General features: G+C 61.3%; 18 protein-coding genes. 11 read left to right on the forward strand and 7 right to left on the reverse strand.

Annotated elements, in window-relative coordinates; translation table 11 throughout:
• Positions 1-612 precede the first annotated feature (612 nt).
• The 5 genes from rapZ to ilvA all read right to left on the reverse strand — a co-directional run bounded on the left by rapZ (position 613) and on the right by ilvA (position 5,916).
• Positions 613-1,476 carry an RNase adapter RapZ gene (rapZ, locus tag ACP7BV_RS08790; RefSeq protein WP_426103433.1) on the reverse strand — a complete coding sequence of 288 codons (864 nt, stop codon included), beginning with the start codon at positions 1,474-1,476 and terminating at the stop codon, positions 613-615.
• A 158-nt stretch (positions 1,477-1,634) separates the two neighbouring features.
• Entirely contained in the window at positions 1,635-2,570 is a 936-nt protein-coding gene (gene hprK, locus ACP7BV_RS08795; RefSeq protein WP_426103434.1) for an HPr(Ser) kinase/phosphatase, read from the reverse strand.
• 60 nt (positions 2,571-2,630) lie between these two features.
• Positions 2,631-3,113, reverse strand: a complete 483-nt coding sequence (locus ACP7BV_RS08800; protein ID WP_426103435.1) for a PTS sugar transporter subunit IIA — start codon at positions 3,111-3,113, stop codon at positions 2,631-2,633.
• 421 nt (positions 3,114-3,534) lie between these two features.
• Complete coding sequence (gene queF, locus ACP7BV_RS08805) at positions 3,535-4,365, reverse strand: NADPH-dependent 7-cyano-7-deazaguanine reductase QueF (RefSeq protein WP_426103436.1); 831 nt, start codon at positions 4,363-4,365, stop codon at positions 3,535-3,537.
• Positions 4,366-4,377: 12 nt separating this feature from the next.
• Positions 4,378-5,916 carry a threonine ammonia-lyase, biosynthetic gene (ilvA, locus tag ACP7BV_RS08810; protein WP_426103437.1) on the reverse strand — a complete coding sequence of 513 codons (1,539 nt, stop codon included), beginning with the start codon at positions 5,914-5,916 and terminating at the stop codon, positions 4,378-4,380.
• Positions 5,917-6,133: 217 nt separating this feature from the next.
• On the opposite strand from ilvA, the gene ACP7BV_RS08815 reads away from it, so the two are divergent.
• A complete protein-coding gene (locus ACP7BV_RS08815; RefSeq protein ID WP_426103438.1) occupies positions 6,134-6,625 on the forward strand; it encodes a YqaA family protein in 492 nt (163 codons plus the stop codon).
• A gap of 11 nt (positions 6,626-6,636) precedes the next feature.
• Here ACP7BV_RS08815 and ACP7BV_RS08820 read toward each other — a convergent pair whose 3' ends face one another.
• Positions 6,637-8,748 (reverse strand): TonB-dependent receptor plug domain-containing protein, encoded by a 2,112-nt coding sequence (locus ACP7BV_RS08820; protein ID WP_426103439.1) that lies wholly within the window; start codon positions 8,746-8,748, stop codon positions 6,637-6,639.
• Between the two features lie 157 nt (positions 8,749-8,905).
• Here ACP7BV_RS08820 and ACP7BV_RS08825 point away from each other — a divergent pair, with 157 nt between their 5' ends.
• The 5 genes from ACP7BV_RS08825 (at position 8,906) to ACP7BV_RS08845 (ending at position 16,079) form a co-directional block, all read left to right on the forward strand.
• Positions 8,906-10,027, forward strand: a complete 1,122-nt coding sequence (locus ACP7BV_RS08825) for a sensor histidine kinase (RefSeq protein WP_426103440.1) — start codon at positions 8,906-8,908, stop codon at positions 10,025-10,027.
• Positions 10,024-10,791: a LytR/AlgR family response regulator transcription factor gene (locus ACP7BV_RS08830; protein ID WP_426103441.1), complete on the forward strand. Its 768-nt coding sequence runs from the start codon at positions 10,024-10,026 to the stop codon at positions 10,789-10,791. Before ACP7BV_RS08825 ends, ACP7BV_RS08830 begins: the two co-directional genes overlap by 4 nt.
• Positions 10,792-11,209: 418 nt before the next feature.
• Positions 11,210-15,238 carry a DUF3683 domain-containing protein gene (locus ACP7BV_RS08835; protein ID WP_426103442.1) on the forward strand — a complete coding sequence of 1,343 codons (4,029 nt, stop codon included), beginning with the start codon at positions 11,210-11,212 and terminating at the stop codon, positions 15,236-15,238.
• On the forward strand, positions 15,235-15,663 hold the full coding sequence (locus ACP7BV_RS08840) for an HIT family protein (protein ID WP_426103443.1): 429 nt from the start codon (positions 15,235-15,237) through the stop codon (positions 15,661-15,663). Before ACP7BV_RS08835 ends, ACP7BV_RS08840 begins: the two co-directional genes overlap by 4 nt.
• The gene (locus ACP7BV_RS08845; RefSeq protein WP_426103444.1) at positions 15,663-16,079 is read left to right on the forward strand and encodes a gamma-butyrobetaine hydroxylase-like domain-containing protein; all 417 of its coding nucleotides are present in this window, start codon (positions 15,663-15,665) and stop codon (positions 16,077-16,079) included. The genes ACP7BV_RS08840 and ACP7BV_RS08845 overlap by 1 nt, the downstream gene beginning before the upstream one ends.
• A 38-nt stretch (positions 16,080-16,117) precedes the next feature.
• Here the strand turns inward: ACP7BV_RS08845 and ACP7BV_RS08850 are convergent, their stop codons facing one another.
• Positions 16,118-17,266 (reverse strand): alkane 1-monooxygenase, encoded by a 1,149-nt coding sequence (locus ACP7BV_RS08850; RefSeq protein ID WP_426103445.1) that lies wholly within the window; start codon positions 17,264-17,266, stop codon positions 16,118-16,120.
• A 169-nt stretch (positions 17,267-17,435) separates the two neighbouring features.
• Here ACP7BV_RS08850 and ubiE point away from each other — a divergent pair, with 169 nt between their 5' ends.
• The 5 genes from ubiE (at position 17,436) to ACP7BV_RS08875 (ending at position 21,881) form a co-directional block, all read left to right on the forward strand.
• A complete protein-coding gene (ubiE, locus tag ACP7BV_RS08855; RefSeq protein WP_426103446.1) occupies positions 17,436-18,170 on the forward strand; it encodes a bifunctional demethylmenaquinone methyltransferase/2-methoxy-6-polyprenyl-1,4-benzoquinol methylase UbiE in 735 nt (244 codons plus the stop codon).
• Positions 18,171-18,180: 10 nt separating this feature from the next.
• Positions 18,181-18,921 (forward strand): Tim44 domain-containing protein, encoded by a 741-nt coding sequence (locus ACP7BV_RS08860; protein ID WP_426103447.1) that lies wholly within the window; start codon positions 18,181-18,183, stop codon positions 18,919-18,921.
• Positions 18,922-19,064: 143 nt separating this feature from the next.
• The gene (locus ACP7BV_RS08865; RefSeq protein WP_426103448.1) at positions 19,065-19,697 is read left to right on the forward strand and encodes a ubiquinone biosynthesis accessory factor UbiJ; all 633 of its coding nucleotides are present in this window, start codon (positions 19,065-19,067) and stop codon (positions 19,695-19,697) included.
• Positions 19,697-21,259, forward strand: a complete 1,563-nt coding sequence (gene ubiB / locus ACP7BV_RS08870; protein ID WP_426103449.1) for a ubiquinone biosynthesis regulatory protein kinase UbiB — start codon at positions 19,697-19,699, stop codon at positions 21,257-21,259. The genes ACP7BV_RS08865 and ubiB overlap by 1 nt, the downstream gene beginning before the upstream one ends.
• Positions 21,260-21,266: 7 nt before the next feature.
• A complete protein-coding gene (locus ACP7BV_RS08875; protein ID WP_426103450.1) occupies positions 21,267-21,881 on the forward strand; it encodes an SAM-dependent methyltransferase in 615 nt (204 codons plus the stop codon).
• The last annotated feature ends 172 nt before the right edge of the window (positions 21,882-22,053 follow it).

Genomic DNA, 22,053 nt, shown 5'->3' on the forward strand with positions numbered 1-22,053 from the left:
ACCGACGGTCTGCCGTCAGAAGTATTCCGCCGAGTCCGAAGGAAAACCAAAGTACAAAACCCTCGGATGCTGCGACGATTACGGACGTGTCGAGGTCAATCCCCTGCTTGCTTAGAAAATTCCGGGCTCCAGCAGGAATCCACTCGCGCTAAAATGCTCCGCTGCGGCAAGCATTTCGTGAAACGCTAGTTCGTTCTGTTGTTGAACATTCCGTTGAAGCGACATGAGGAAAACTGTTTGGCGTGAATGAGTAAACGGAGAAAAAATCATTTAGCTTAGCCGCAGTACCAAGGCCGCTCGATGCAATGACCGCTTTGGCCGAAAGCGGCCTTTGTCCGGCTGAGTGTACGGCCAACCGTGTTATTTTCGCAAGCAACTATTACGGCCCCTGAGCAGTTCGATCGGGGTGTACCCAAACGGGTTACTTGAGCGAGGCGCCACTAGTCTCAACAGGGAAGTTTTTCCGTTGTCGCAATGGTAGGTTGGACAGGTCTACATTTGCCGTTCATGCAAGCACGAGCGCCGTTCCATTTTCAGTAAAAACCCAGGTAGTTCGCGTCCAGATCGGCGCCAAGTGCGAGCACGGTTGTTCTCCAACGCGCGCCGCTACGTCTAGCACTGCTCGCGGTGGCGCAGCACGACCCGCTCGGTCGGGCTGAAGTGAGCGGCCAAGCGCTCGGCCATGTAGACCGAGCGGTGCTGGCCCCCTGTGCAGCCGAGCGCCACCGTCAAGTAGCTGCGGTTGTCGGTCTTAAACGACGGCAACCACTTGGCAATAAAAGCCCGTATGTCTTCCAGCAATTCGGCCGCGCTTGGCTGGGCGTCGAGGAAGGCGATCACGGGCGCATCCATGCCGGTCAGCGGGCGCAGCGTCAGGTCGTAGTAGGGGTTGGGCAAGGCCCGCACGTCGAACACAAAGTCGGCGTCCAGCGGCACGCCCAGCTTGAAGGCGAAGGACTCGAAGAACAGCGTGATGGGCGCGCGTTCAATCTCGACGAGCTCCTTGATCCACGCGCGCAGCTTGTTGGCTGACAATTCCGACGTATCGATCACATGGCCCAGTTGTTCGATGGCGGACAGGCGCTCGCGCTCTTCGAGGATGCATTCGATCAGCGTGCGGCGCGAAGCCGGGTTTTCGTCCGGGCGCAACTGGTGCGACAGCGGGTGGCTGCGACGGGTCTCGGAAAACCGTGCCACCAGCGAATGGGTGTTTGCCGTGAGGAACATGACTTTGACGTCATGGCCTTCGTCCTTGAGCATGCGAATATTGGCAGGCAGTTCCACCAGCGATTCGGCGCTGCGCGCGTCGACCGCGACGGCCAGTGATTCGGTCCCGTCGGCGATCAGGGCGGTTACCAGGCTCGGCAGAAGGGCGGGTGGAAGGTTGTCAACGCAATAGTAGCCGGAATCCTCCAGCACCTTGACTGCCACTGATTTGCCGGAACCTGAAATACCTGTAATGAGTACGATGCGCATGGTAATTATGATACCGCATGCGACCGTCTTTTGCGGGACGGAAACGTATATGTGTGACTTTTCCAATACTTCGAATCGCTGATGTCGCCGGCTATTTTTGGGACGCTCAGCAATCCGGTCTCAGCTGCGATTCCAAACCAGGCAGTAACGGGTAGTTTCTAGTCCCCCGACATCGCCTGCCGCTGGCGCTCCATAAATTCCTGCAACGTATCAATGCCCCGCAATTGCAGAATCGTATTGCGCACGGCCGCCTCCAGCAGCACCGCAATATTCCGGCCCGCAGCCACCGGAATGACAACCTTCCTCACCGGCAGCCCCAATACATCTTCGGTTGGAAACAAAAACGGCAGCCGTTCGACTTCTTCCTCCAGCGCGCTCCTGCGTACCAGATGCACGATCAGCTTGAGCCGCATTTTGCGCCGGACCGCCGTCTCGCCAAAGATCGCCTTAATATCCAGCAATCCCAGGCCGCGCACTTCCAGCAGGTTCTGCAGCAATGGCGGGCAGCGCCCCTCGATCATGTTGGGCGCAATGCGCGAAAACTCGACCGCATCGTCGGCCACCAGGCCATGACTGCGTGATATCAGCTCCAGCCCCAGCTCGCTCTTGCCTAGGCCCGAGTCGCCGGTAATCAACACGCCCACGCCCAGCACATCCATGAAAACGCCATGCATGATGATGCGCTGCGCCAGCTTTTTGGACAGATACACGCGTAGAAAGTCAATCACCTGTGCAGCGGGCAAGGGCGTTGAAAACAGGGGAATATTCTGCTCGTCGCAAATAGCGAGAATGTCGGCCGGCGTGTCCAGTCCCTGCGCGATGATCAGCGCCGGCGGCCCGCCAGCGATCAGCTCGCCAATGACATGGCTGCGCGAGCCGCTTTTAAGACGGTGGTAATAGGTTAATTCTTGGTGGCCAAACACCTGGATGCGGCCCGGGTGTATCAGGTTCAGGTGGCCGACCTGGTCGGCGGCGGAGGCAACGTCGCCCGAGATCAGGCGCTCGCCGCCCGGAAAGCCGGCGAACCAGCCAAGCTGCAGGCTTTCGCGATTGTCGTCGTAAAGCCGTTGGATGGTCAGCGGGGTTTGCAGCATGGACGGGCGTCTTCAGGTTGGTGGGGGCTATGTCAATGGCGGCGCCCGGCACCGGGAAGTTTAACCCAAGGCCTGTAGACTTGGTTGCCAATTGGTGATGCGCGAATGGACCGACTTGGGATCAGGATCGGTCGCCAGGGCGGTGCGGAAAGCGTCGTCGGAAAACATTTCAGCGATTTCGGACAGGATTTCCAGGTGCTGCTGCGTCACGTGATCGGGAATGAGCAGGAAAAACAGCAGGTTCACCGGCTGGCCGTCGGGCGACTCGAATGGAATGGGTTCAGCCAGGCGCACGAACGCGCCCAGCGGCGACTTGAGGCTCTTGCTGCCCTTGATGCGCCCGTGCGGCACGGCAACGCCATGTCCGAGGCCGGTCGAGCCCAGCCGTTCGCGCGCGAACAGGTTGTCCGAGACGGTCGAACGGGCAATGCCGCAATTGTTCTCGAAAATGAGTCCAGCCTGCTCGAAAGCACGCTTCTTGCTGGATACTTCCAAATCGAGTAACACGTTCTCGAGCGAGAGGATTTTGCTGAGGTTAGTCATAACACGAGTCAAATGGTGCAATGCACAAATGTGCTTGCGAGCCCGAATTATAGGCCTGTTTTACAGCGATGGCATTCAAATTTGTCGTCGGCAAGGATCCGCCTTGCATTGACCTTTTGCAAGAGGAATGGCGACTTACACAACAGGATCGGCATGGCGCAATGCCGGCCCCTGCAAAACATGAAGAACGCATGGAAAAATGTAGCGTTCGCCCACTTTTTGCTACGAAAATTTCCGGCAAACCAACAATACGGATAGTCTATTCGCTACCTGGCAAAACCTCAGCATACTATCATTACTGTTGTTTTTTTGTAAATCACAGCGCTATAGGCAAGACCGAGCATGCCAATGCTCACAGAAACGTATTCCCGAGCGTCAATCAGGTCAAAGCTTGATTGGTCAGCCTTTGCGATGGGTCAAATTACTGGCGTGCCGTCCGCAGGTTCTTTGGCGGCGGTCCACTGAAATTGCTGCGCCAGGGATTGATGTCCAGTCCGCCGCGCCGCGTATAGCGCGCATACACGGCCAGTTTTTGCGGCGCGCACTGGCGCAAGATATCGACAAAAATGCGTTCCACGCACTGCTCGTGGAACTCGTTATGCTCGCGAAAACCAATCAGGTACTTAAGTAAGCCTTCCTGCTCGATCTGCGGACCCACGTAGCGGATCTGCACACTCGCCCAGTCCGGCTGCCCGGTGACCAGGCAGTTTGACTTGAGTAAATGCGACACCAGCTTTTCCTCGACCGGTGCCTCGCCACGCGCCGAACTGAGCAGCGAAGGCGAGGGCGAATACTGGTCGATGTCGACGTCGAGCCGGTCCAGCAACAGGCCGTCGAGTTCGCCCATCTTGACGCCTTCGAAGCCGTCCGGCTGGGTCAGCACAATGTGCACCGGCGCGCCAAAGCCGTTCGACAAGTCTTCGCGCAGCAGCGCGAGCAGCGCATCGGTGTTGGCCAGGCGCGTCTGGTTGAAGGAATTGAGATACAGCTTGAATGACTTCGATTCAATGATGTTGGGCGAATCGGCCGGCGCGCTGATGGTGGCAATGGCCACCTGCGGCTTGCCGCGCATGTTCAGCCACGACAGTTCGTAAGCGTTCCAGATATCCACGCCAAAAAACGGCAGCGTGCCCGTCAGCTGCAGTTCGTCGCGCTTTTGCTGGCGTGGAATTGGAAACAGCAACTCGGGCGCGTACTGGGTTTGGTACGCGGCGCTCTTGCCCAGTGGTGATTGATCAGCAGTATTGGTCATGCGTTTATTGTATCAAGTACCCAGGAACAGTTTGTACACGGGGTTGAGGCTTTCGTCCCAATAGCGGTAGCCAAGCGTGGTCAGGAACTGGCGGAACTCGTCCATTTCACCGGTCGGCACTTGCAGCCCCACTAGAATACGCCCGACGTCGCCGCCCTGGTTACGATAATGGAACAGCGAGATATTCCAGTTCGGCGCCATGCTCGACAGGAAGCGCATCAGCGCACCCGGCCGCTCGGGGAATTCGAAACGATACAGCAGCTCGTCTTCGGCCAGCGCGCTCTTGCCGCCGACCAAATGGCGGATGTGCAGCTTGGCCAGTTCGTCATGCGTCAGGTCGAGCGTGCGAAAGTCGCTCTGCTCGAAGGTACGCGCCAGCTCGCTCGATTCGCCGCGGCTGGCGATCTGGATGCCGACGAACAGGTGGGCATCCCTGGCGTCGCTGATGCGGTAGTTAAATTCAGTCACATTGCGCGGGCCGACCAGTTCGCAAAAGCGCTTGAAGCTGCCGCGCTTTTCCGGAATCGTCACGGCAAACACGGCTTCGCGCGCTTCGCCCAGCTCGGCGCGCTCGGCAACAAAGCGCAACCGGTCGAAGTTCATATTGGCGCCGCAGGCGATTGAAATGAGCGTCTCGTTGCGGATCGGGTTTTTCGACAGGGCCGAGCGCTCCACGTACGCCTTGGCGCCGGCAATGGCCAGCGCGCCCGATGGCTCGAGAATGCTGCGCGTATCCTGGAATACGTCCTTGATCGCCGCGCAGATGGCGTCGGTGTCGACGATGATGATTTCATCCACATACTGTTGCGCCAGGCGGAACGTTTCCTCGCCCACCAGGCGCACCGCCGTGCCGTCAGCAAACAAGCCCACATCGGCCAGCGTTACACGCTCGCCCGCTTTGAGCGAACGGGCCATCGCGTCCGAATCCATCGATTGCACGCCGATGATGCGGATGTCGGGACGGATCTGCTTGACGTAAGCGGCCACGCCGCCAATCAGGCCCCCGCCGCCGATCGCCACGAAAATGGCGTGAATCGGGCCGGAGTGCTGGCGCAGGATTTCCATGCCGATCGTGCCCTGGCCGGCGATCACGTCCGGGTCGTCGAACGGGTGCACAAAGGCCAGCTTTTGCTCCTTTTCCAGCGTCAGCGCATGGTTGTAGGCGTCGGTGTAAGAGTCGCCATGCAGGATCACCTCGACATTGGCGCCGCCAAAGGTCTTGACCGCATCGACCTTGACGCTCGGCGTGGTGGTTGGCATCACGATCACGGCGCGGCAGCCAAGGCGCGCTGCCGACATTGCGACGCCTTGCGCGTGGTTGCCGGCCGACGCGCAAATCACGCCGCGCTTGAGTTGGGCCGGCGCCAGGTTGGCCATCTTGTTGTACGCCCCCCGAATCTTGAAGCTGAACACGTCCTGCATGTCTTCGCGCTTGAAGTAAATGCGGTTTTCGAAGCGCTGCGACAGGATAGGCGCCAGTTCGAGCGGCGTTTCGGAAGCGACGTCGTACACGCGCGCGGTCAGTATTTTCTTCAGGTAGTCGATGGTCATAGTCTGCAGACAGGTAAATTCTTGGGCCGGCCGCGCCGAAACGCGATTCTAAGATGACGCTGGACTGTGTCGTCGGCGGATGACCGAGGCTGCAGTGCGATGCGCCAGCCCGGGTAGCGGGCTCGGCGTATCGTGTCGTTGCAATAGTTATTCCTCATTATAATGGACCGGTCCTGTCACCGCCGAGTCGCCATGTCCTCGCCCTCCGCATTACCTTATGGTTGAACGCGCCGTCTACTGGCTGCTGGCGCTGCTCGCCGCCCCCGCCGTCGGCCTGTCGTCCGTATTCGTCATCGCCTTTGTTTCGGCCACGCTGGTCCCGCTGGGGTCCGAGCCGGCCGTGTTCGCCGTCATCAAGGTCAACCCCGCCATGTTCTGGCCCGCCATTCTGGTGGCCACGTGCGGCAATACGCTTGGGGGCGCGCTCGACTACTTTTTGGGATACCGCGCCAAGGTCGCCTTTGCCAAGGAGCGCGAAAGCCGCTGGTTCGGCTGGCTGGCGCGCTACGGCGCCAAGACCATGCTGCTGTCGTGGGTGCCGGTGATTGGCGATCCGCTGTGCACGCTGGGCGGCTGGCTGCACCTGCCGTTCTGGCCCAGCATTGTCTACATGGCCATCGGCAAATTCATGCGCTACCTGACCATGACCGCAGCCCTGTTGTACATTCCCGACAGCTTCTGGAAAAATCTGGCGGCAATGCTGTGGTGATTTAGTGGTGGCTATAGGCGTTTTTCCAGCACCACCCGGATGACCATGCGGTTCGTTTCCACGAAACGCCGGTTAAAGGCGCCGGCGTCGCTGCTGTAGGAGCGCTCGCTTACCTGGTCCTGCTGCAGCGCTTCAGACACTGACAGGCGCCACTTGGTCGTTTCGTTCAGCTTCCACAGCGCATACAGGTCCAGCCTGCGCACCGGGCCGGTATAGGCCCGTTGCTGTTCGCTTGAGCGCACGGGCCCCCCGAACTGCAGGTTCAGGTTCATGCCCACCGTGTACGCCGGGGCAGGGCGGTAGTCCAGCCCCACATTGGCGGTGCCCGCTACCTGCTCGGCCAGCCGGTTGTACGGACCCGGAATGGCGTCCAGCTCGGACCAGTTGTAGCCCACGTTGGCGTGCACATCCAGCTTGGGACTCGGCGCAAATTTGGTGTCAGCTTCGAGTCCGGCCACATTCGCATTGCCCTTGTTAATGGGCGTCGAGAGCCAGGGGCGGATGTTCGGGTCCACGTACTGCACGGTTACGCCCTGCACGCGCCGCACGTACGTGGACACGCTGACCACGCCATCCTTGCCGAAGTATTTTTCGTAGCCGGCGTCCAGGCCCCACGCCAGTTCCGGGCGCAGTTCCGGGTTCCCGCGCACGTCCGGATTGGTCGGGCTGTTGCCGTTGTTGGTCGTATAGCGGCGGGGCACCAGCAAACTCGTGAGCGGCGCCTTGTAGGTGCGCGACAGGGACAGCCGGACCTGGTCATTGCCGCAGCCGGGCAGCTTCCACAGCAGCGTTGCCACGGGACTGAACACGCTTGACGAATTGCGCACGCGCCCGTCCATCGTGCGCCCTTGCACATCGGTCTGCAAGCCTTCCCAGCGCAAGCCCAGGTAGGCTTGCAGGCGCGGCGTGATGGCCCATTCATCCTGCGCGAACAGTGCCATCCGGTTGACGCTGGCCTGGTAGTCCTCGTCCACCACTTCGGGCACGGCGTTGCCGGTGGTGGTGTCGTGCTGGTTGCGAAATTCGGTGCGCCGCGTCAGTCCGCCATCCCAGCCCAGGCCCAGACTGTGCGCGCTGCCCAGCGGCGTCAGGTACTTGCCACTGAGCGTGGTGGTCTGGTCGAGTGCATCGGAGAGCACACGCCGGGCCAGGGTCGCCGTGCTGCCCGCGCCCGCAAATAAAAAGTCGGACGTGCGGTCGTAGCGGTTGACGGCCGCCTTGGCCTCCAGCTTGCTGGCGCCGATGGTGCGAATCCATGTCACGTCGCTGCGCAGTGACTTGCGCGTCAGATCGATGCGCAAGCAGTTGTCCGGGTAGCTCGTGTACGCGCCGGCCAGCAGCGTCTCGGCGGCACAAGCGCTCGTGGTCACGCCATTGCGCTCAATCGTCGCGCCCCATGCGAGTGAGTCGCCGCCGCCCAGCTTCCAGGTCAGGCGCGGCTTGAACGATATTTTGGCTATGTTGGTGCCGCCGGTGGCGCGGATGATGCGCTCGTTGATAATACTGCCCGCGGCATCGCGTTCGGTCTCGTAGCTTGACTCATCAAAATGAAAATTCGGGCGCGACAGCTCAACGCCCAGCGACCAGGCCAGTTCGCCCTGCTGGTCGGCCCAGCGCAGCGCGACCGAGGGCTCGACCAGGTAGCCGCGCGCCGCGCCGGCGCCAGCGGTCAGATCGCGCTGCGCCCGCGCATGGTTCTTGCGCATGATGATGTTGATCGTGCCCGCCATCGCCTGGGCGCCAAATTCGGCCGAGCCGCTGCGCATGATGTCGATCCGCTCGATCATCGACGGCGCCAGGCTGTCGATCGCAAAGCCTGGGGGCGCGGCTTCGCCGTCGATCAGAATCTGGGTGTAGCCCGCGCCCATGCCGCGCATGCGCACTTCGCCATTGAGCACGGCGATGCCCGGCTGGCGCCGCAGCAGCGCCGCGACGTTGACGTCGCCATAGCGCGCAATGTCGTCGCGTGTGACGCTCAAGCGGGCGAAGGTGTCGTCGCGGCGCTGGTCAAGGCCGTTCGGGGCGCGAATTGTAACTTTCTGTATTGGCGCGGGCGCACTTTGCGCAACGGCAGCGCAGGAAGCAAGCAAAACAGGCAAGGCAAGCAAAACAGGGTGGCGCATAAAAGTGGTGTTTGGGCGTTGGGCGCTTGGCCGGATACCGTAGTTTGAAGCAGTGGCCGGGCGGGCAGCGCAGCAAGTGACGAATCGCCGCAACTGCGTGACCAAAGGCGCCTGGCTGTGCTAATCGGCAGTGGGGGCGCCAGTATAATTGGACATCATGAACAATCATCCCCATTCTTTGCGGCGCACGCTGTCGTCGATCGGCGTCATCGTGCTGTTGTGGGGCGCCTTGATCGTACTCGGTTCGCTCGGCAGCATGAGCGACGAGGCCCGGCGCGGCGACTCCCCGGTTTTCTCGGCCCTGCTGGCAGGCTGGTTTTTCGATCACGTGCTGCTGATCGTGCTTACCTGCGCCTGTCATGAACTGTTCCGGCGCCGTCCCGACCTGGTCGCCAGCCGCCGCTCCTTTGCTCTGATGTGCATCGCGCTGGTGCTGTGCTTCGTGCCGGTCCAGGTCCTGTTCCAGACGGCCATGCGGCAAGTCCTGGAGGACAAACCCGTCCTTCCCGGCGGCCTTCTGACGGCTTTGCCCCAGATATATTCCCTGCATTTCTTCTTTGAATTCACCTGGGCCACCTTCACCTTCACCGCCGTCGTCGCCGTTTGCAACTGGCGCGATGCGCGCGAACGCCGGCAAGCATGGATGCAGTCGCAAAACGAGAATTTCGCCCTGCGCCTGGAACTTGAGCAGCAGCGCTTGCTCGCGCTGCGCGGCCAGTTGAATCCCCATTTCCTGTTCAATGCCTTGAACGCCATCAGCGCCCTGGTGCGCACCCAGGATGGGAAGATGGCGCTGGCCGGCATCGGCCACCTGAGCGACCTGCTGCGCTACGCGCTGCAGGCCAGCGAGCGCGAACACGTCAGCCTGGTCGATGAGCGCCAGTTCGTGGCCGATTATCTGGCCTTGCAAAAAATGCGCTATGGCGCGCGATTGCAGGTGCACATCGACGGTGACGACGCGCGCGGCCTGGCCGGCGACGTGCCGCCGCTGCTGCTGCAGCCGCTGATCGAAAACGCGCTGCGGCACGACCTTGACTGCCATGCAGGGCCCAGCGATATCCGGCTCGTGTTCGGGGGTGACGCCGAGCGCCTGACGATCAGCGTATCGAACCCGCTCAGCGATGGGCGCACCACCAACCCCGGCCTGGGACTGGGCTTGCACCATTCGCGCTCGCGCCTGCAACTGGCCTACGGCGCCGCCGCCACGCTCAGTGCGGCTCCGGCCAACGGACGCTTCCTGGTGTCGATCAGCATGCCGCGCCACGCACTGGCCGCATGACGATCCGCGCGCTGATCGTCGACGACGAGGAGCCGGCCCGCGTTAACCTGCGCTGCGCGCTGGCCGACTATCCTGCCTGGCAAGTGGTTGACGAATGCGCCAGCGTGGCGTGCGCCAAACGCGTGCTCGGTGAAACCGAGGTGGATGTGGTGTTCCTCGACATTCAGATGCCGGCCGACTCGGGCCTGGTGCTGGCGCGTTCGCTGGCCGCCAGCGCCCATCCGCCGCTGGTCATTTTCGTAACCGCTCATAACGTGTTCGCCGTCGATGCCTTCGAGGTCCACGCGCTGGACTATTTGCTCAAGCCGCTCAACGACGAACGCCTGGCCGGGGCCATTGCGCGCGCCGCGCTGATGCTCGAACAGCGCCAGCGCGCCGGCTACGGCCAGGCGCTGCGTGCCTATGTGGCCGACGCCGGCCAGTACCTGCAGCAGCTCAGCGTGAAGTCGGTGGGCCGCATCGAGTGCGTGCAACTGGCCGACGTGCGCTGGATCGAAGCGTCGGGCAACTACGTGCTGCTGCACCAGGCCGGACGCAGCATCATGCACCGCACCCCGCTCGGCGCCCTGGTCAAGCGGCTCGATCCGGCCTGCTTCATGCAGGTGCACCGCGGGGTGGTGGTGCGGGTGGACCAGCTGCACACCTGCGAGGCGGCGGGCGACGGCACCTATCGCCTCGGCCTGCACTGCGGCGCAGTGGTCAGCGCCAGCGAACGCTATAGCGCGGCGGTGCGCCAACGGATGGGCGAGCGCGCAGCAGGCTAGCCTTGCGCCTTTGCCGATGCTTCAACGAACAGGCGCATCGCGAGCAGGCCGTGCCCGACCGTCCTTGGGGGCCAGGCTCATCCTTGACGAGGGCAAAATCTTCCGGACGCTGGTATTCGGACATGACATCCTTTGCGTTGGTTTTGACAAGATTAAGAATCTTACAGGGCCGCGATTGCCCCCGATGAAAAATCCGAGCCATGCTTCAGATTATTTGCCTTTTCTGCAGTGTGCCATTTTTGCAGTGTCAGATTGATGCATTTACTTGCAATAATTTTTGCAAGTGAACAGATAACCATGCAATCTATTGAGGATTGCCTGCTTGCCAGCAGGTGCAAACGGCCATGGCGCCAGCGTGGTGCACCGCAATACGCTAGAATGGATTCCCCTTAGGGTCAGTCGCAAAGTCCACGCATACATGAACGCCCCCGCACAAATTACCGCCTTGCTGGCGGAAACGCCGAAAGGCCACGCAGCAACCCGCCTGCGCGAAATTCCCTACAACTACACCTCGTTCTCGGATCGCGAAATCGTCATCCGCTTGCTTGGCGAGTCCTCGTGGGAATTGCTCGACCAGTTGCGCGGTGCGCGCCAGACCGGCCGGTCGGCGCGCATGCTGTACGAGGTGCTGGGCGACATCTGGGTGGTGCGGCGCAATCCCTACCTGCAGGACGACATGCTGGACAACCCGAAGCGGCGCCAGGAACTGATCGACGCGCTGCATCACCGGCTGGCCGAAGTCGACAAGCGGCGCCTGACGGTCGACACCGGCGAGGGCGCAGACGCGAATCCGGAAGCTACGCGCATGCGCAGCGACAGCGTTGAAAAACTGCTCAAGGCCGCCAGCAAAGCGGTCGAAGACTTCGGCAACGAATTCCGCCAGACCTGGGACCTGCGCAAGAAAACCACCAAGGTGCTGGGCCGCTACACCGAAAAGCACAACATCTGCTTTGACGGCATGAAGCGCGTCGCGCACGTGACCGACGCTACCGACTGGCGCGTCGAGTATCCGTTCGTGGTGCTCACGCCCGACACCGAAGATGAAATGGCAGGCCTGGTCAAGGGCTGCATCGAACTAGGCCTGACCATCATCCCGCGCGGCGGCGGCACCGGCTACACGGGCGGCGCGATTCCATTGACGCCCATGTCGGCCGTCATCAACACCGAAAAACTGATCACGCTGGGCGACGTCGAAATGACCATGCTGCCCGGCGTGGACCGCGAATACGCGACCATTTACTCGGGCGCGGGCGTGGTCACCAAGCGCGTATCCGACGCCGCCGACAAGGCCGGCTTCGTGTTCGCGGTCGACCCGACGTCGGCCGAGGCATCCTGCATCGGCGGCAATATCGCCATGAACGCGGGCGGTAAAAAAGCCGTGTTGTGGGGCACCGCGCTCGACAATTTGGCGTCTTGGCGCATGGTCGACCCGAACGGCGACTGGCTGGAAGTCACCCGCCTCGAACACAATCTGGGCAAGATCCACGATGCGCCGGTGGCCAAGTTCAAGCTCGAATGGACCCATCCGTCGGTGCGTGGCGAGCGGCGCGACGCGCCGTTTCGGACCGAAGAACTGGTCATCGCGGGCAGCAAGTTCCGCAAAGAGGGCCTGGGCAAGGACGTCACCGACAAGTTTTTGTCCGGCCTGCCCGGCATCCAGAAGGAAGGCTGCGACGGCCTGATTACGTCCGGCCGCTGGATTTTGCACAAGATGCCCAAGTTCGCGCGCACCGTCTGCCTGGAGTTTTTCGGCCAGGCGCGCGACGCCATTCCATCGATCGTCGAAATCAAGGATTACCTGGACGGCTTGCCGGCCAAGGGCGGCGACGCCTTTGCCACGGTGCGTCTGGCGGGCCTGGAGCACCTCGATGAACGCTACCTGCGCGCGGTCGGCTACGCCACCAAATCGAAGCGCGGCGTGCTGCCCAAGATGGCGCTGTTTGGCGACATCGTCGGCGACGACGAAAACGCGGTCGCGCAGGCCGCCTCGGAAGTGGTGCGCATTGCGAACACCCGCGTGGGCGAAGGCTTTGTCGCCGTCAGCCCTGAGGCGCGCAAAAAATTCTGGCTCGACCGCGCCCGCACCGCGGCCATCGCCAAGCACACCAACGCCTTCAAGATCAATGAAGACGTGGTCATTCCGCTTAACCGCATGGGCGAATACACCGACGGCATCGAGCGCATCAACATCGAGCTGTCGATCAAGAACAAGCTGCAGCTGGCCGACAGCCTGATCGACTTTTTCGCCGCCGGTCATCTGCCGGTCGGGAAAAGCGACGACGCTGCGGGCGAAGCGATCGGCGCCGAGGAAATGCTGGGCGACCGCGTGCCGCAGGCGCAGGACGTGCTGAACGGCGCGCGTGCGCGCTGGACCTTCATTCTGGCCAACCTCGACAAGCCGCTGGCGCAAGTGGCCGAGTCGCTCTACGCGCTCGGCCTGGACCGCCTGGCCGTGGTGTTCGACGCGCGCCTGGCGCAGCAGCCCCATGCTACGCTGTTCGACGTGGTGCAGGACCGCACCGTGCGCATCTCCTGGAAGCAGGAAATTCGCGCCCAGATGCGCCAGATATTCAATGGCGCCGCGTTCAAGCTGATCGTCGACGAGTGCACTGCGCACCACCAGAAAATTTTGCGTTCGCGCGTGTTCGTGGCGCTGCACATGCACGCCGGCGACGGCAACGTGCACACCAATTTGCCGGTCAATTCCGACGACTACGCGATGCTGCAGGACGCGCATGAAGCGGTCGCGCGCATCATGAAGCTGGCGCGCTCGCTCGACGGCGTGATCTCGGGCGAACACGGCATCGGCATCACCAAGCTCGAATTTTTGACCGAAGACGAAATCGGCGAGTTTCGCGACTACAAGCTGCGCATCGATCCGGAAGGGCGCTTCAACAAGGGCAAACTGCTCAACCTGCCCGAGTTCGGCGCCGACCTGCGCAATGCCTATACACCGTCGTTCGGCCTGATGGGCCACGAATCGCTGATCATGCAGCAAAGCGATATCGGCGAGATCGCCACCAGCATCAAGGATTGCCTTCGCTGCGGCAAATGCAAACCGGTGTGCGCCACCCACGTGCCGCGCGCGAACCTGCTCTATTCGCCGCGCGACAAGATCCTCGCCACGTCGGCGCTGATCGAAGCGTTCCTGTACGAAGAACAAACCCGGCGCGGCGTCTCCATCAAGCACTGGGAAGAGTTTGAAGACGTGGCCGACCACTGCACCGTGTGCCACAAGTGCGTCACGCCATGCCCGGTGAATATCGACTTCGGCGAAGTGTCGATGAACATGCGTAATCTGCTGCGCAAGATGGATAAAAAGAGCTTCAAGCCGGTACTGGCAAGCTCCATGTTCTTCCTTAACGCAACCGACCCGACCACGATCAACGCTGCGCGTACCGTGATGTTCGGCTGGGGTTTCAAGGCCCAGCGGCTGGGCAACCGCGTGCTGAAAAAGTTCGCCAAGAAGCAGACCAGGGCGCCGTTGCCGACGACCGGAAAAGCGCCCGTGCGTGAACAGGTGATCCACTTCATCAACAAGAAAATGCCGGGCAACCTGCCCAAGAAAACGGCCCGCGCACTGCTCGATATCGAAGACGACAAGGTGATTCCGATCATTCGCAATCCGAAGACGACGACGGCCGATACGGAAGCAGTGTTCTACTTCCCTGGCTGCGGCTCGGAGCGCCTGTTCTCGCAAGTGGGCCTGGCCACGCAAGCCATGCTGTGGGAAGTGGGCGTGCAAACGGTGCTGCCGCCAGGGTACCTGTGCTGCGGCTATCCCCAGCGCGGCAACGGCGAATTCGACAAGGCCGAGAAGATGATGACCGATAACCGCGTGCTGTTCCACCGCATGGCCAACACGCTCAATTATCTGGACATCAAGACCGTACTCGTTTCCTGCGGCACCTGCTACGACCAGCTCGCGACCTACGAGTTCGACAAGATTTTCCCGGGTTGCCGCATCATGGATATCCACGAATACCTGCTTGAAAAAGGCGTCAAGCTCGAAGGCGTCAACGGTACGCGCTACATGTACCACGAGCCTTGCCATAATCCGATGAAGCTGCAGGATTCGGTCAAGACCGTCAACGCGCTCATTTCGACGATCGACAACGTCAAGATCGAGAAGAACGATCGCTGCTGCGGCGACGCCGGCACGCTGGCCGTGTCGCGCCCCGACATCTCCACCCAGGTGCGCTTTCGCAAGGAAGAAGAGATGATCAAGGGCGCCGACAAGCTGCGCGCCGACGGTTTCACGGGCGACGTGAAAATCCTCACCAGCTGCCCGGCATGCCTGGGCGGCGTCTCGCGCTACAGCGAAGATGCGGGCACCACGGCCGACTACATCGTCATCGAGATCGCCAGGCACCTGCTGGGCGAGAACTGGATGCCCGAGTATGTGGCGCGCGCCAACAACGGCGGCATCGAAAGGGTGCTGGTATGACGGTTGCCACTGCCTGCGAATTGTGCGAGCTGGCCGTCGCCCCGATTTACCGCGATGACAAGCTGTCGGTGATTCTGGTTGACGATGCGGCCTACCCGGGTTTTTGCCGCGTCATCTGGAACGACCATGTCAAGGAAATGAGCGACCTGTCGCCCCCTGACCGCATGCTGGTGAACGACGCGGTGTGGCACGTTGAACTGGCGCTGCGCGCCGTCATGGCGCCGGGGAAGGTCAACGTGGCCAGCCTTGGCAACATGACGCCGCACCTGCACTGGCACGTGATACCGCGCTTCGCCGACGACGCGCACTTTCCCAATCCCGTGTGGGGCGCTGCCGTGCGCGTGACCGAAGAACCAATCCTGGCGGCGCGCCGCGCGCTGCTGCCAACACTGGCGGCCGATATCGTCCGCCGACTGGGCAAATAATGAATCCGACTGCACTGACCGTCCACCAGAAATCCCGCGTGCTCGATATTGCCTTTGACGACGGCAGTGCGTTCTCGCTGCCGTTCGAACTGCTGCGCGTGTATTCGCCGTCGGCCGAGGTGCGCGGCCACGGGCAGGGGCAGGAAGTGCTCCAGCTGGGCAAGCGCGAGGTAGGCATCACGGGCGTGGAACCGGTTGGCAATTATGCGATTCAGCCGACGTTCTCGGACGGCCACAATACCGGGCTGTTTTCGTGGGATTACCTGTACAAGCTGGGCAAGGAGCAAGCCGCGCTATGGAATGATTACATGGGCCGCTTGCAGGCGGCCGGCTTTGAAGGCGACAGCGGACGCGATAGCGGCGCCGTCATCGAGGGCGCGGCGACGGCCGCCAAAGGCTGCGGGCACAAGCACTAGTCTGGTGGTATTGGCGGGCCAGATCCCGCTCATTCGGGTCAAGAAAAGGTGTGGTCCCGGTCTTCGATCCCATACCGCTCGCTAAGCCGCTCGCGTTTGCCGGGTTGAAAATTTATCCTGGCTGAATCCCGTCCCACAGCCTCCAGCAAGCGCGGATTCATCACCGCAAAAAACAGCGGCGGGACATAGGCCAGCAAGAACATGCCGAAGTAGCCGTTCGGCAGACGTGGCACCTCATCAAAATTGCGCAGCGACTGGTAGCGCCGCGAAGCATGGGCGTGATGGTCGGAGTGGCGCTGCAAGTGAAACAGCATCCAGTTGGTCACCACGTGATTGCTGTTCCACGAGTGGTGCGGCTGGCACGGCTCTGGCTTGCCATTGGGCGCAATCTGGCGCAGCAGGCCGTAATGCTCGATATAGTTTGCCGAGGTCAGCAGGAAGTTGGCCCACAGCGACATCGCCAGCATGAACAGCAGGATGCCCGCTCCCAGCCACGCACCGAGCGCCGTCCACAGCAGGATCGTCAGCGTCAGCGGCTGCAGGACTTCATTTTTCCAATGCCATGGCGCGCCGCCTAGCCGCTGCCTTTCGAGCGCCCAGGCGCGGCGCCACGCGCCCGGCAGTTCGCGCAGGGCAAACGCGTAAATCGATTCACCCATGCGCGCCGAGGCGGGGTCGTCAGGCGTGGCCACATGCCGGTGATGGCCCCGGTTATGCTCCACATAAAAGTGCCCGTAACCGGTTGGCGCCAGCACCAGCTTGGCCAATGTTTGCTCGAGCACCGTCCGCTTGTGACCGAGTTCGTGACCGACATTGATGCAAAAACCGCCCATCATGCCGGTGCTGATCACCACCGCCAGGCAGGCATGCCACGGCAAGTGCTGCGTGGCCACGAACCAGGCGCAAAAGATGATGCAGGGCCACATGGCCGCCACCAGCGCATACGTGATGTAGCGGTAATAACGGTCGGCCTCCAGGCTTGCCACGGCATCCTCGGGTGGATTGCTGCGGTCTTCGCCGATCAGCATGTCGAGCAGGGGAATCAGGATGTACGTGACGGCAACCGGCACCCACAAGCCCCAGGCCTGGTGACGCCACAAGTACACGGCCGGGCCGACGACCAGCGAGGCAGGCACCAGCAGCGACAGCAGCCAGGAGTAGCGTTTCGGATCGCGGTAGGCGTTCATCAAGTCAGGGTTCCTGGGATTGTATAAAGCGCAACAAGCCATTGTAACAGTGGTTTGGCCCCGAATCTGATGTCAAATCTGATCCCGATTCCGGCGCAGGTGCATTCCCCGCGCGCCCGTACAACGATGACGCTTGTATAATGCAGCCACGTTAAACGGCCTCCCTACTATGACAAACAGCACCCATTTCGGTTACAAAACGGTTTCCGAGGACGACAAGGTTCACGAAGTCGCCAAGGTCTTCCATTCGGTCGCCTCCAAGTACGACGTCATGAACGACCTGATGTCGGGCGGGCTGCACCGACTCTGGAAGACATTTACCATCGCCAACGCGGCGGTGCGGCCCGGCTTCAAGGTGCTCGATATCGCCGGCGGCACGGGTGACCTGGCCAAGGCATTCGCCAAGCAGGCGGGCAAGACTGGCGAAGTCTGGCTCACCGACATCAATGAATCGATGTTGCGCGTGGGCCGCGACCGCCTGCTTAACAAAGGCCTGGTTACACCAACCTTGCTGTGCGACGCCGAAAAGCTGCCTTTCCCGGACAATTATTTCGACCGTGTCAGCGTGGCCTTTGGCCTGCGCAACATGACGCACAAGGACCAGGCGCTGGCGGAAATGCACCGCGTTCTCAAGCCGGGCGGCAAGCTGCTGGTGCTGGAATTTTCCAAGGTTGCCGCGCCGCTGCAAAAGCCGTACGACGTGTATTCGTTCTCGGTGCTGCCTTGGCTGGGACAAAAAATCGCCGGCGACGCGGAAAGTTATCGCTATCTCGCCGAATCGATACGCATGCACCCGGATCAGGAAACCCTCAAGACCATGATGCAAACGGCAGGCCTGGAGCGCGTCGAATATTTCAATCTGACCGCTGGCGTTGCCGCCTTGCACACTGGTATCAAGTTATAAGGATGACTGCATGAAAAAACTTTTACTGAGCATGATGATTGCCTTGGCCAATTTGCCGGCCATGGCCCAAACCAATACACCGGTCGCGCCCGCTGAAAACGGCTGGAATGCGTTCCTCACGGGCCTTGGCGTTAGCGGCGACACGGCGCACCTGATCGTCACCCTGCTGGCACTCGCGCTGGCCGTCGGCGCCGTGCTGTTCATGGTGCGCATGGTCAAGCGCAAAGACACGCCGGCCAGTCCCGCGCTGTCGGGCTCGACCAAGCAGATTTTGCCGACCGAGCCGCCCAAGCGCAGCGGCCACGTCAAGCCCAAGCCGGTGCCTGTGCCAGTGGTGCCGGTGGCGCCCGTCCTCACGCCCGCGCAAAAATGGGGCATGCCCGAAGGCTTTGACGACCAGCTCTTCCTGCAGCAAGCCAAAGCGAGTTTTGTGCGCATGCAAGCAGCCTGGGACAAGGCGGACACCAACGATCTGCGCGAGTTCACCACGCCGCAAGTGTTTGCAGAACTCAAAGCGCAGGTCGAGCAGCGCCCGCAAAGCAACGACGTGACCGACGTGGTGGCCATCGATGCTGAATTGCTCGGCATCGAAACCATGGGCGAAGACCATCTTGCCAGCGTCAAGTTCAACGGCATGATTAAATCGTCGGCCACCGCCGTGGCCGAACCGTTTGCCGAAGTGTGGAACCTGGCCAAGCCCTTGAACGGCAGTGGCGGCTGGATGTTGGCCGGAATACAGCAGCTTTCTTAATATAAATGTGGAAAGTTCCTGCGCTGCGGGAAATGTGCCCGGCAAACTGGTAAGATCAAATCGCCCGCTTTCAGGGCGGTTTTGCTTTCATATGCGTATAAAGAATGCCACCTTCGAACTCCTTTACTTCCCAGTCAACGCTCATGGCGCCCGTCGTCGCGGCCATCAATCACTTGCTGGCACAGGAAGCGTGGGCGCGCGATGCGCTCGCCATGCACGCAGGAAAACAAGCCTGCATCGACGCGAGCACAGTCACGCTGCGCTTGCGCGTAACGGCCGATGGCATGGTCGAAGCGAGCAATGCGGACGACACGGCCAACGTCACCATCCGCGTCAAGCTGGCCGACTTGCCGCTGATCGCCCACAACCACGAGCGCGCGTTTTCCTACGTTAAGATCGAGGGCGACGCCGAGTTCGCCAATACGATATCGCAACTGGGCAAGGGCTTGCGCTGGGAAGCCGAGCACGACCTCGAACGCTTCATCGGCCCCATCGCCGCCAACCGCGTGGTCGGCAGCGCCAAGGGCTTGTTCGACGCGGCCCGCACGGGCCAGCAAAAACTGGCGGAAAACGTTGCCGAATACTTCCTCGAAGAAAATCCCTTGCTGATTCGCCCGGCCATGGTCGAGGAATACGCAGGCGAAGTGAGCCGCCTGCGTGACGACGTCGAGCGCACCGCCAAGCGCATCGCCAAGCTGGAAAGCCGGCTGGCGCCCCGCAATGCCGAGCCCGGCATGACTCCCCGCATTGCCGGGCAACAGGATTTGGACATTTAATGATATTGAAATTCCTGCGACTGCTTAAAATTCTTCGCGTCGCGATCAAGTATGGTCTCGACGAGATCGCCATTTCCGGACTCAAGGTCCCGCGCACGGCCAAGCTAATCGATACCGTCATTTTCTGGCGCGACATATCCGCCCCGCGCGGCGTGCGCCTGCGCATGGCGCTTGAAGAGTTGGGGCCGATTTTCGTCAAGTTCGGCCAAGTGCTCTCTACCCGGCGCGACCTGGTCGCCCCTGACCTGGCCGACGAACTTGCGCGCCTGCAAGACCGCGTGCCCCCGTTCAGCTCGGATCTGGCCATTGCCCAGATTACCAAGTCGCTGCGCGCGCATCCGGACGAACTGTTCGCCACGTTTGAACGCACGCCGGTGGCGTCGGCATCGATTGCCCAGGTCCACTTCGCAACCTTAAAAAATGGCAAGGAAGTCGCGGTCAAGGTGCTGCGGCCCGGCATGAAAAAATCGATCGACGAAGATGTGGCGCTGATGCACATCGCCGCCGACTGGATCGGCCGCGTGTGGGCCGACGGCAAGCGCTTGAAGCCCAAGGAAGTGGTCGCCGAGTTCGATAAATACCTGCACGACGAACTGGACCTGATGCGCGAGGCGGCCAACGCCAGCCAGCTGCGGCGCAACTTTGCCGGCTCCAATTTGCTGATGGTGCCGGAAATGTACTGGGACTATTGCTCCAACAGCGTGATCGTGATGGAACGCATGCACGGCATTCCCGTGTCGCAAATTGAACGGCTGGCGGCCGAGGGTGTCGACCTGAAAAAACTGTCCAGCGATGGGGTAGAAATTTTTTTCACCCAAGTGTTCCGCGACGGCTTTTTCCATGCTGATATGCACCCGGGTAATATTCTAGTGTCGGTCGCGCCGGAAACAATGGGCCGCTATATTGCGCTTGACTTCGGCATCGTCGGCACGCTCAACGACTTCGACAAGGATTACCTGTCGCAAAACTTCCTGGCGTTTTTCCGGCGCGATTACAAGCGCGTGGCCGAGGCGCATATCGAATCAGGCTGGGCGCCGCGCGAAACGCGGGTCGACGAGTTAGAGTCTGCTGTGCGCGCAACGTGCGAGCCGATCTTCGACCGTCCGCTGAAAGATATCTCGTTCGGCCAGATTTTGCTGCGCCTGTTCCAGACCTCGCGCCGCTTCAATGTCGAGATCCAGCCGCAACTGGTGCTGTTGCAAAAGACGCTGCTCAATATTGAAGGCCTGGGCCGCCAGCTCGATCCCGACCTTGACCTGTGGAAGACCGCCAAACCCTACCTGGAGCGCTGGATGGGCGAGCAGGTCGGCATCCAGGGCATGGTCGAGCGTCTCAAGGCCGAGGCGCCGCGCTTTACCCACATCCTCCCCCAGTTGCCGCGCCTGGTGCACCGCGCGCTGACGCAAGCGGCCGAGCCTAGGTCAGCCAATGATGAACTCCTGCGCCTGCTGGTAGTCGAACAAAGGCGGACCAACCGGATGCTGTCGTTCTTCGTGTACTTTGTTGGCACGTTTGGCACAGCCCTGATTGCCTACAGCGTCTACGCGCGCTGGTATCACTAGCCTGGCCATGGTCGATTTTTCGCGCCGCGATCCTTTGCAGCCCGGGTTTTGGGATGAGCGCTTTGAGCGTGGTTTCACGCCCTGGGACAGGGGCGGGGTGCCGCTTGCCTTGCGCGACTTCGTGGCGCGCTCGGTCGGTGCCAGGCGCACCTTGATTCCCGGGTGCGGATCGGCATACGAGCTTGCGTTCCTGAGCAACGTGGGGTGGGACGCGACGGCGATTGATTTTTCGCCGGCGGCGGTGGGCGTTGCCAAGGCGGCGGTGGGGCAGTGGGCCGAGCGGGTCGTGGAGGCAGATTTTTTCAAATATGAATCCGCGCTCCCGCTTGAGCTGATCTATGAGCGGGCGTTTCTGTGTGCGCTGCCGCGGGCGATGTGGCCGCAGTTGGCGGCGCGCTACGCCCAGTTGTTGCCGCCGGGCGCGCTGCTGGCGGGGTTTTTCTTTTTCGATGATGCGCAGAAAGGGCCACCGTTCGGGATCGCGCCCGAGCAGCTCGCTGGGCTGCTGACACCTTATTTCGTCAGGATCGAGGATGCTGCGGTTGAAGATTCGATCCCCGTCTTTGCAGGCAAAGAGCGCTGGCAAGTCTGGCAGCGAAAACCCGCTACGCACCCAAGGTAGGGCGGAAAAGGACGCAGTTTGCATTGCGCCAAGCGCCGTCGACGACTCATGGCGGAATGCGGACTGCGTCCTTTTCCGCCCTACGAGTAACGACACCCCGAACACGAATAGGGTCTTGCCGATTCAAGTTATTCACCGGTAGTCGTTTCGCCAATAAAAAAGCCCGCCGAAG

The sequence above is a fragment of the Massilia sp. TSP1-1-2 genome (assembly GCF_049896185.1).
Classification (GTDB): Bacteria; Pseudomonadota; Gammaproteobacteria; order Burkholderiales; family Burkholderiaceae_D; genus Telluria_A.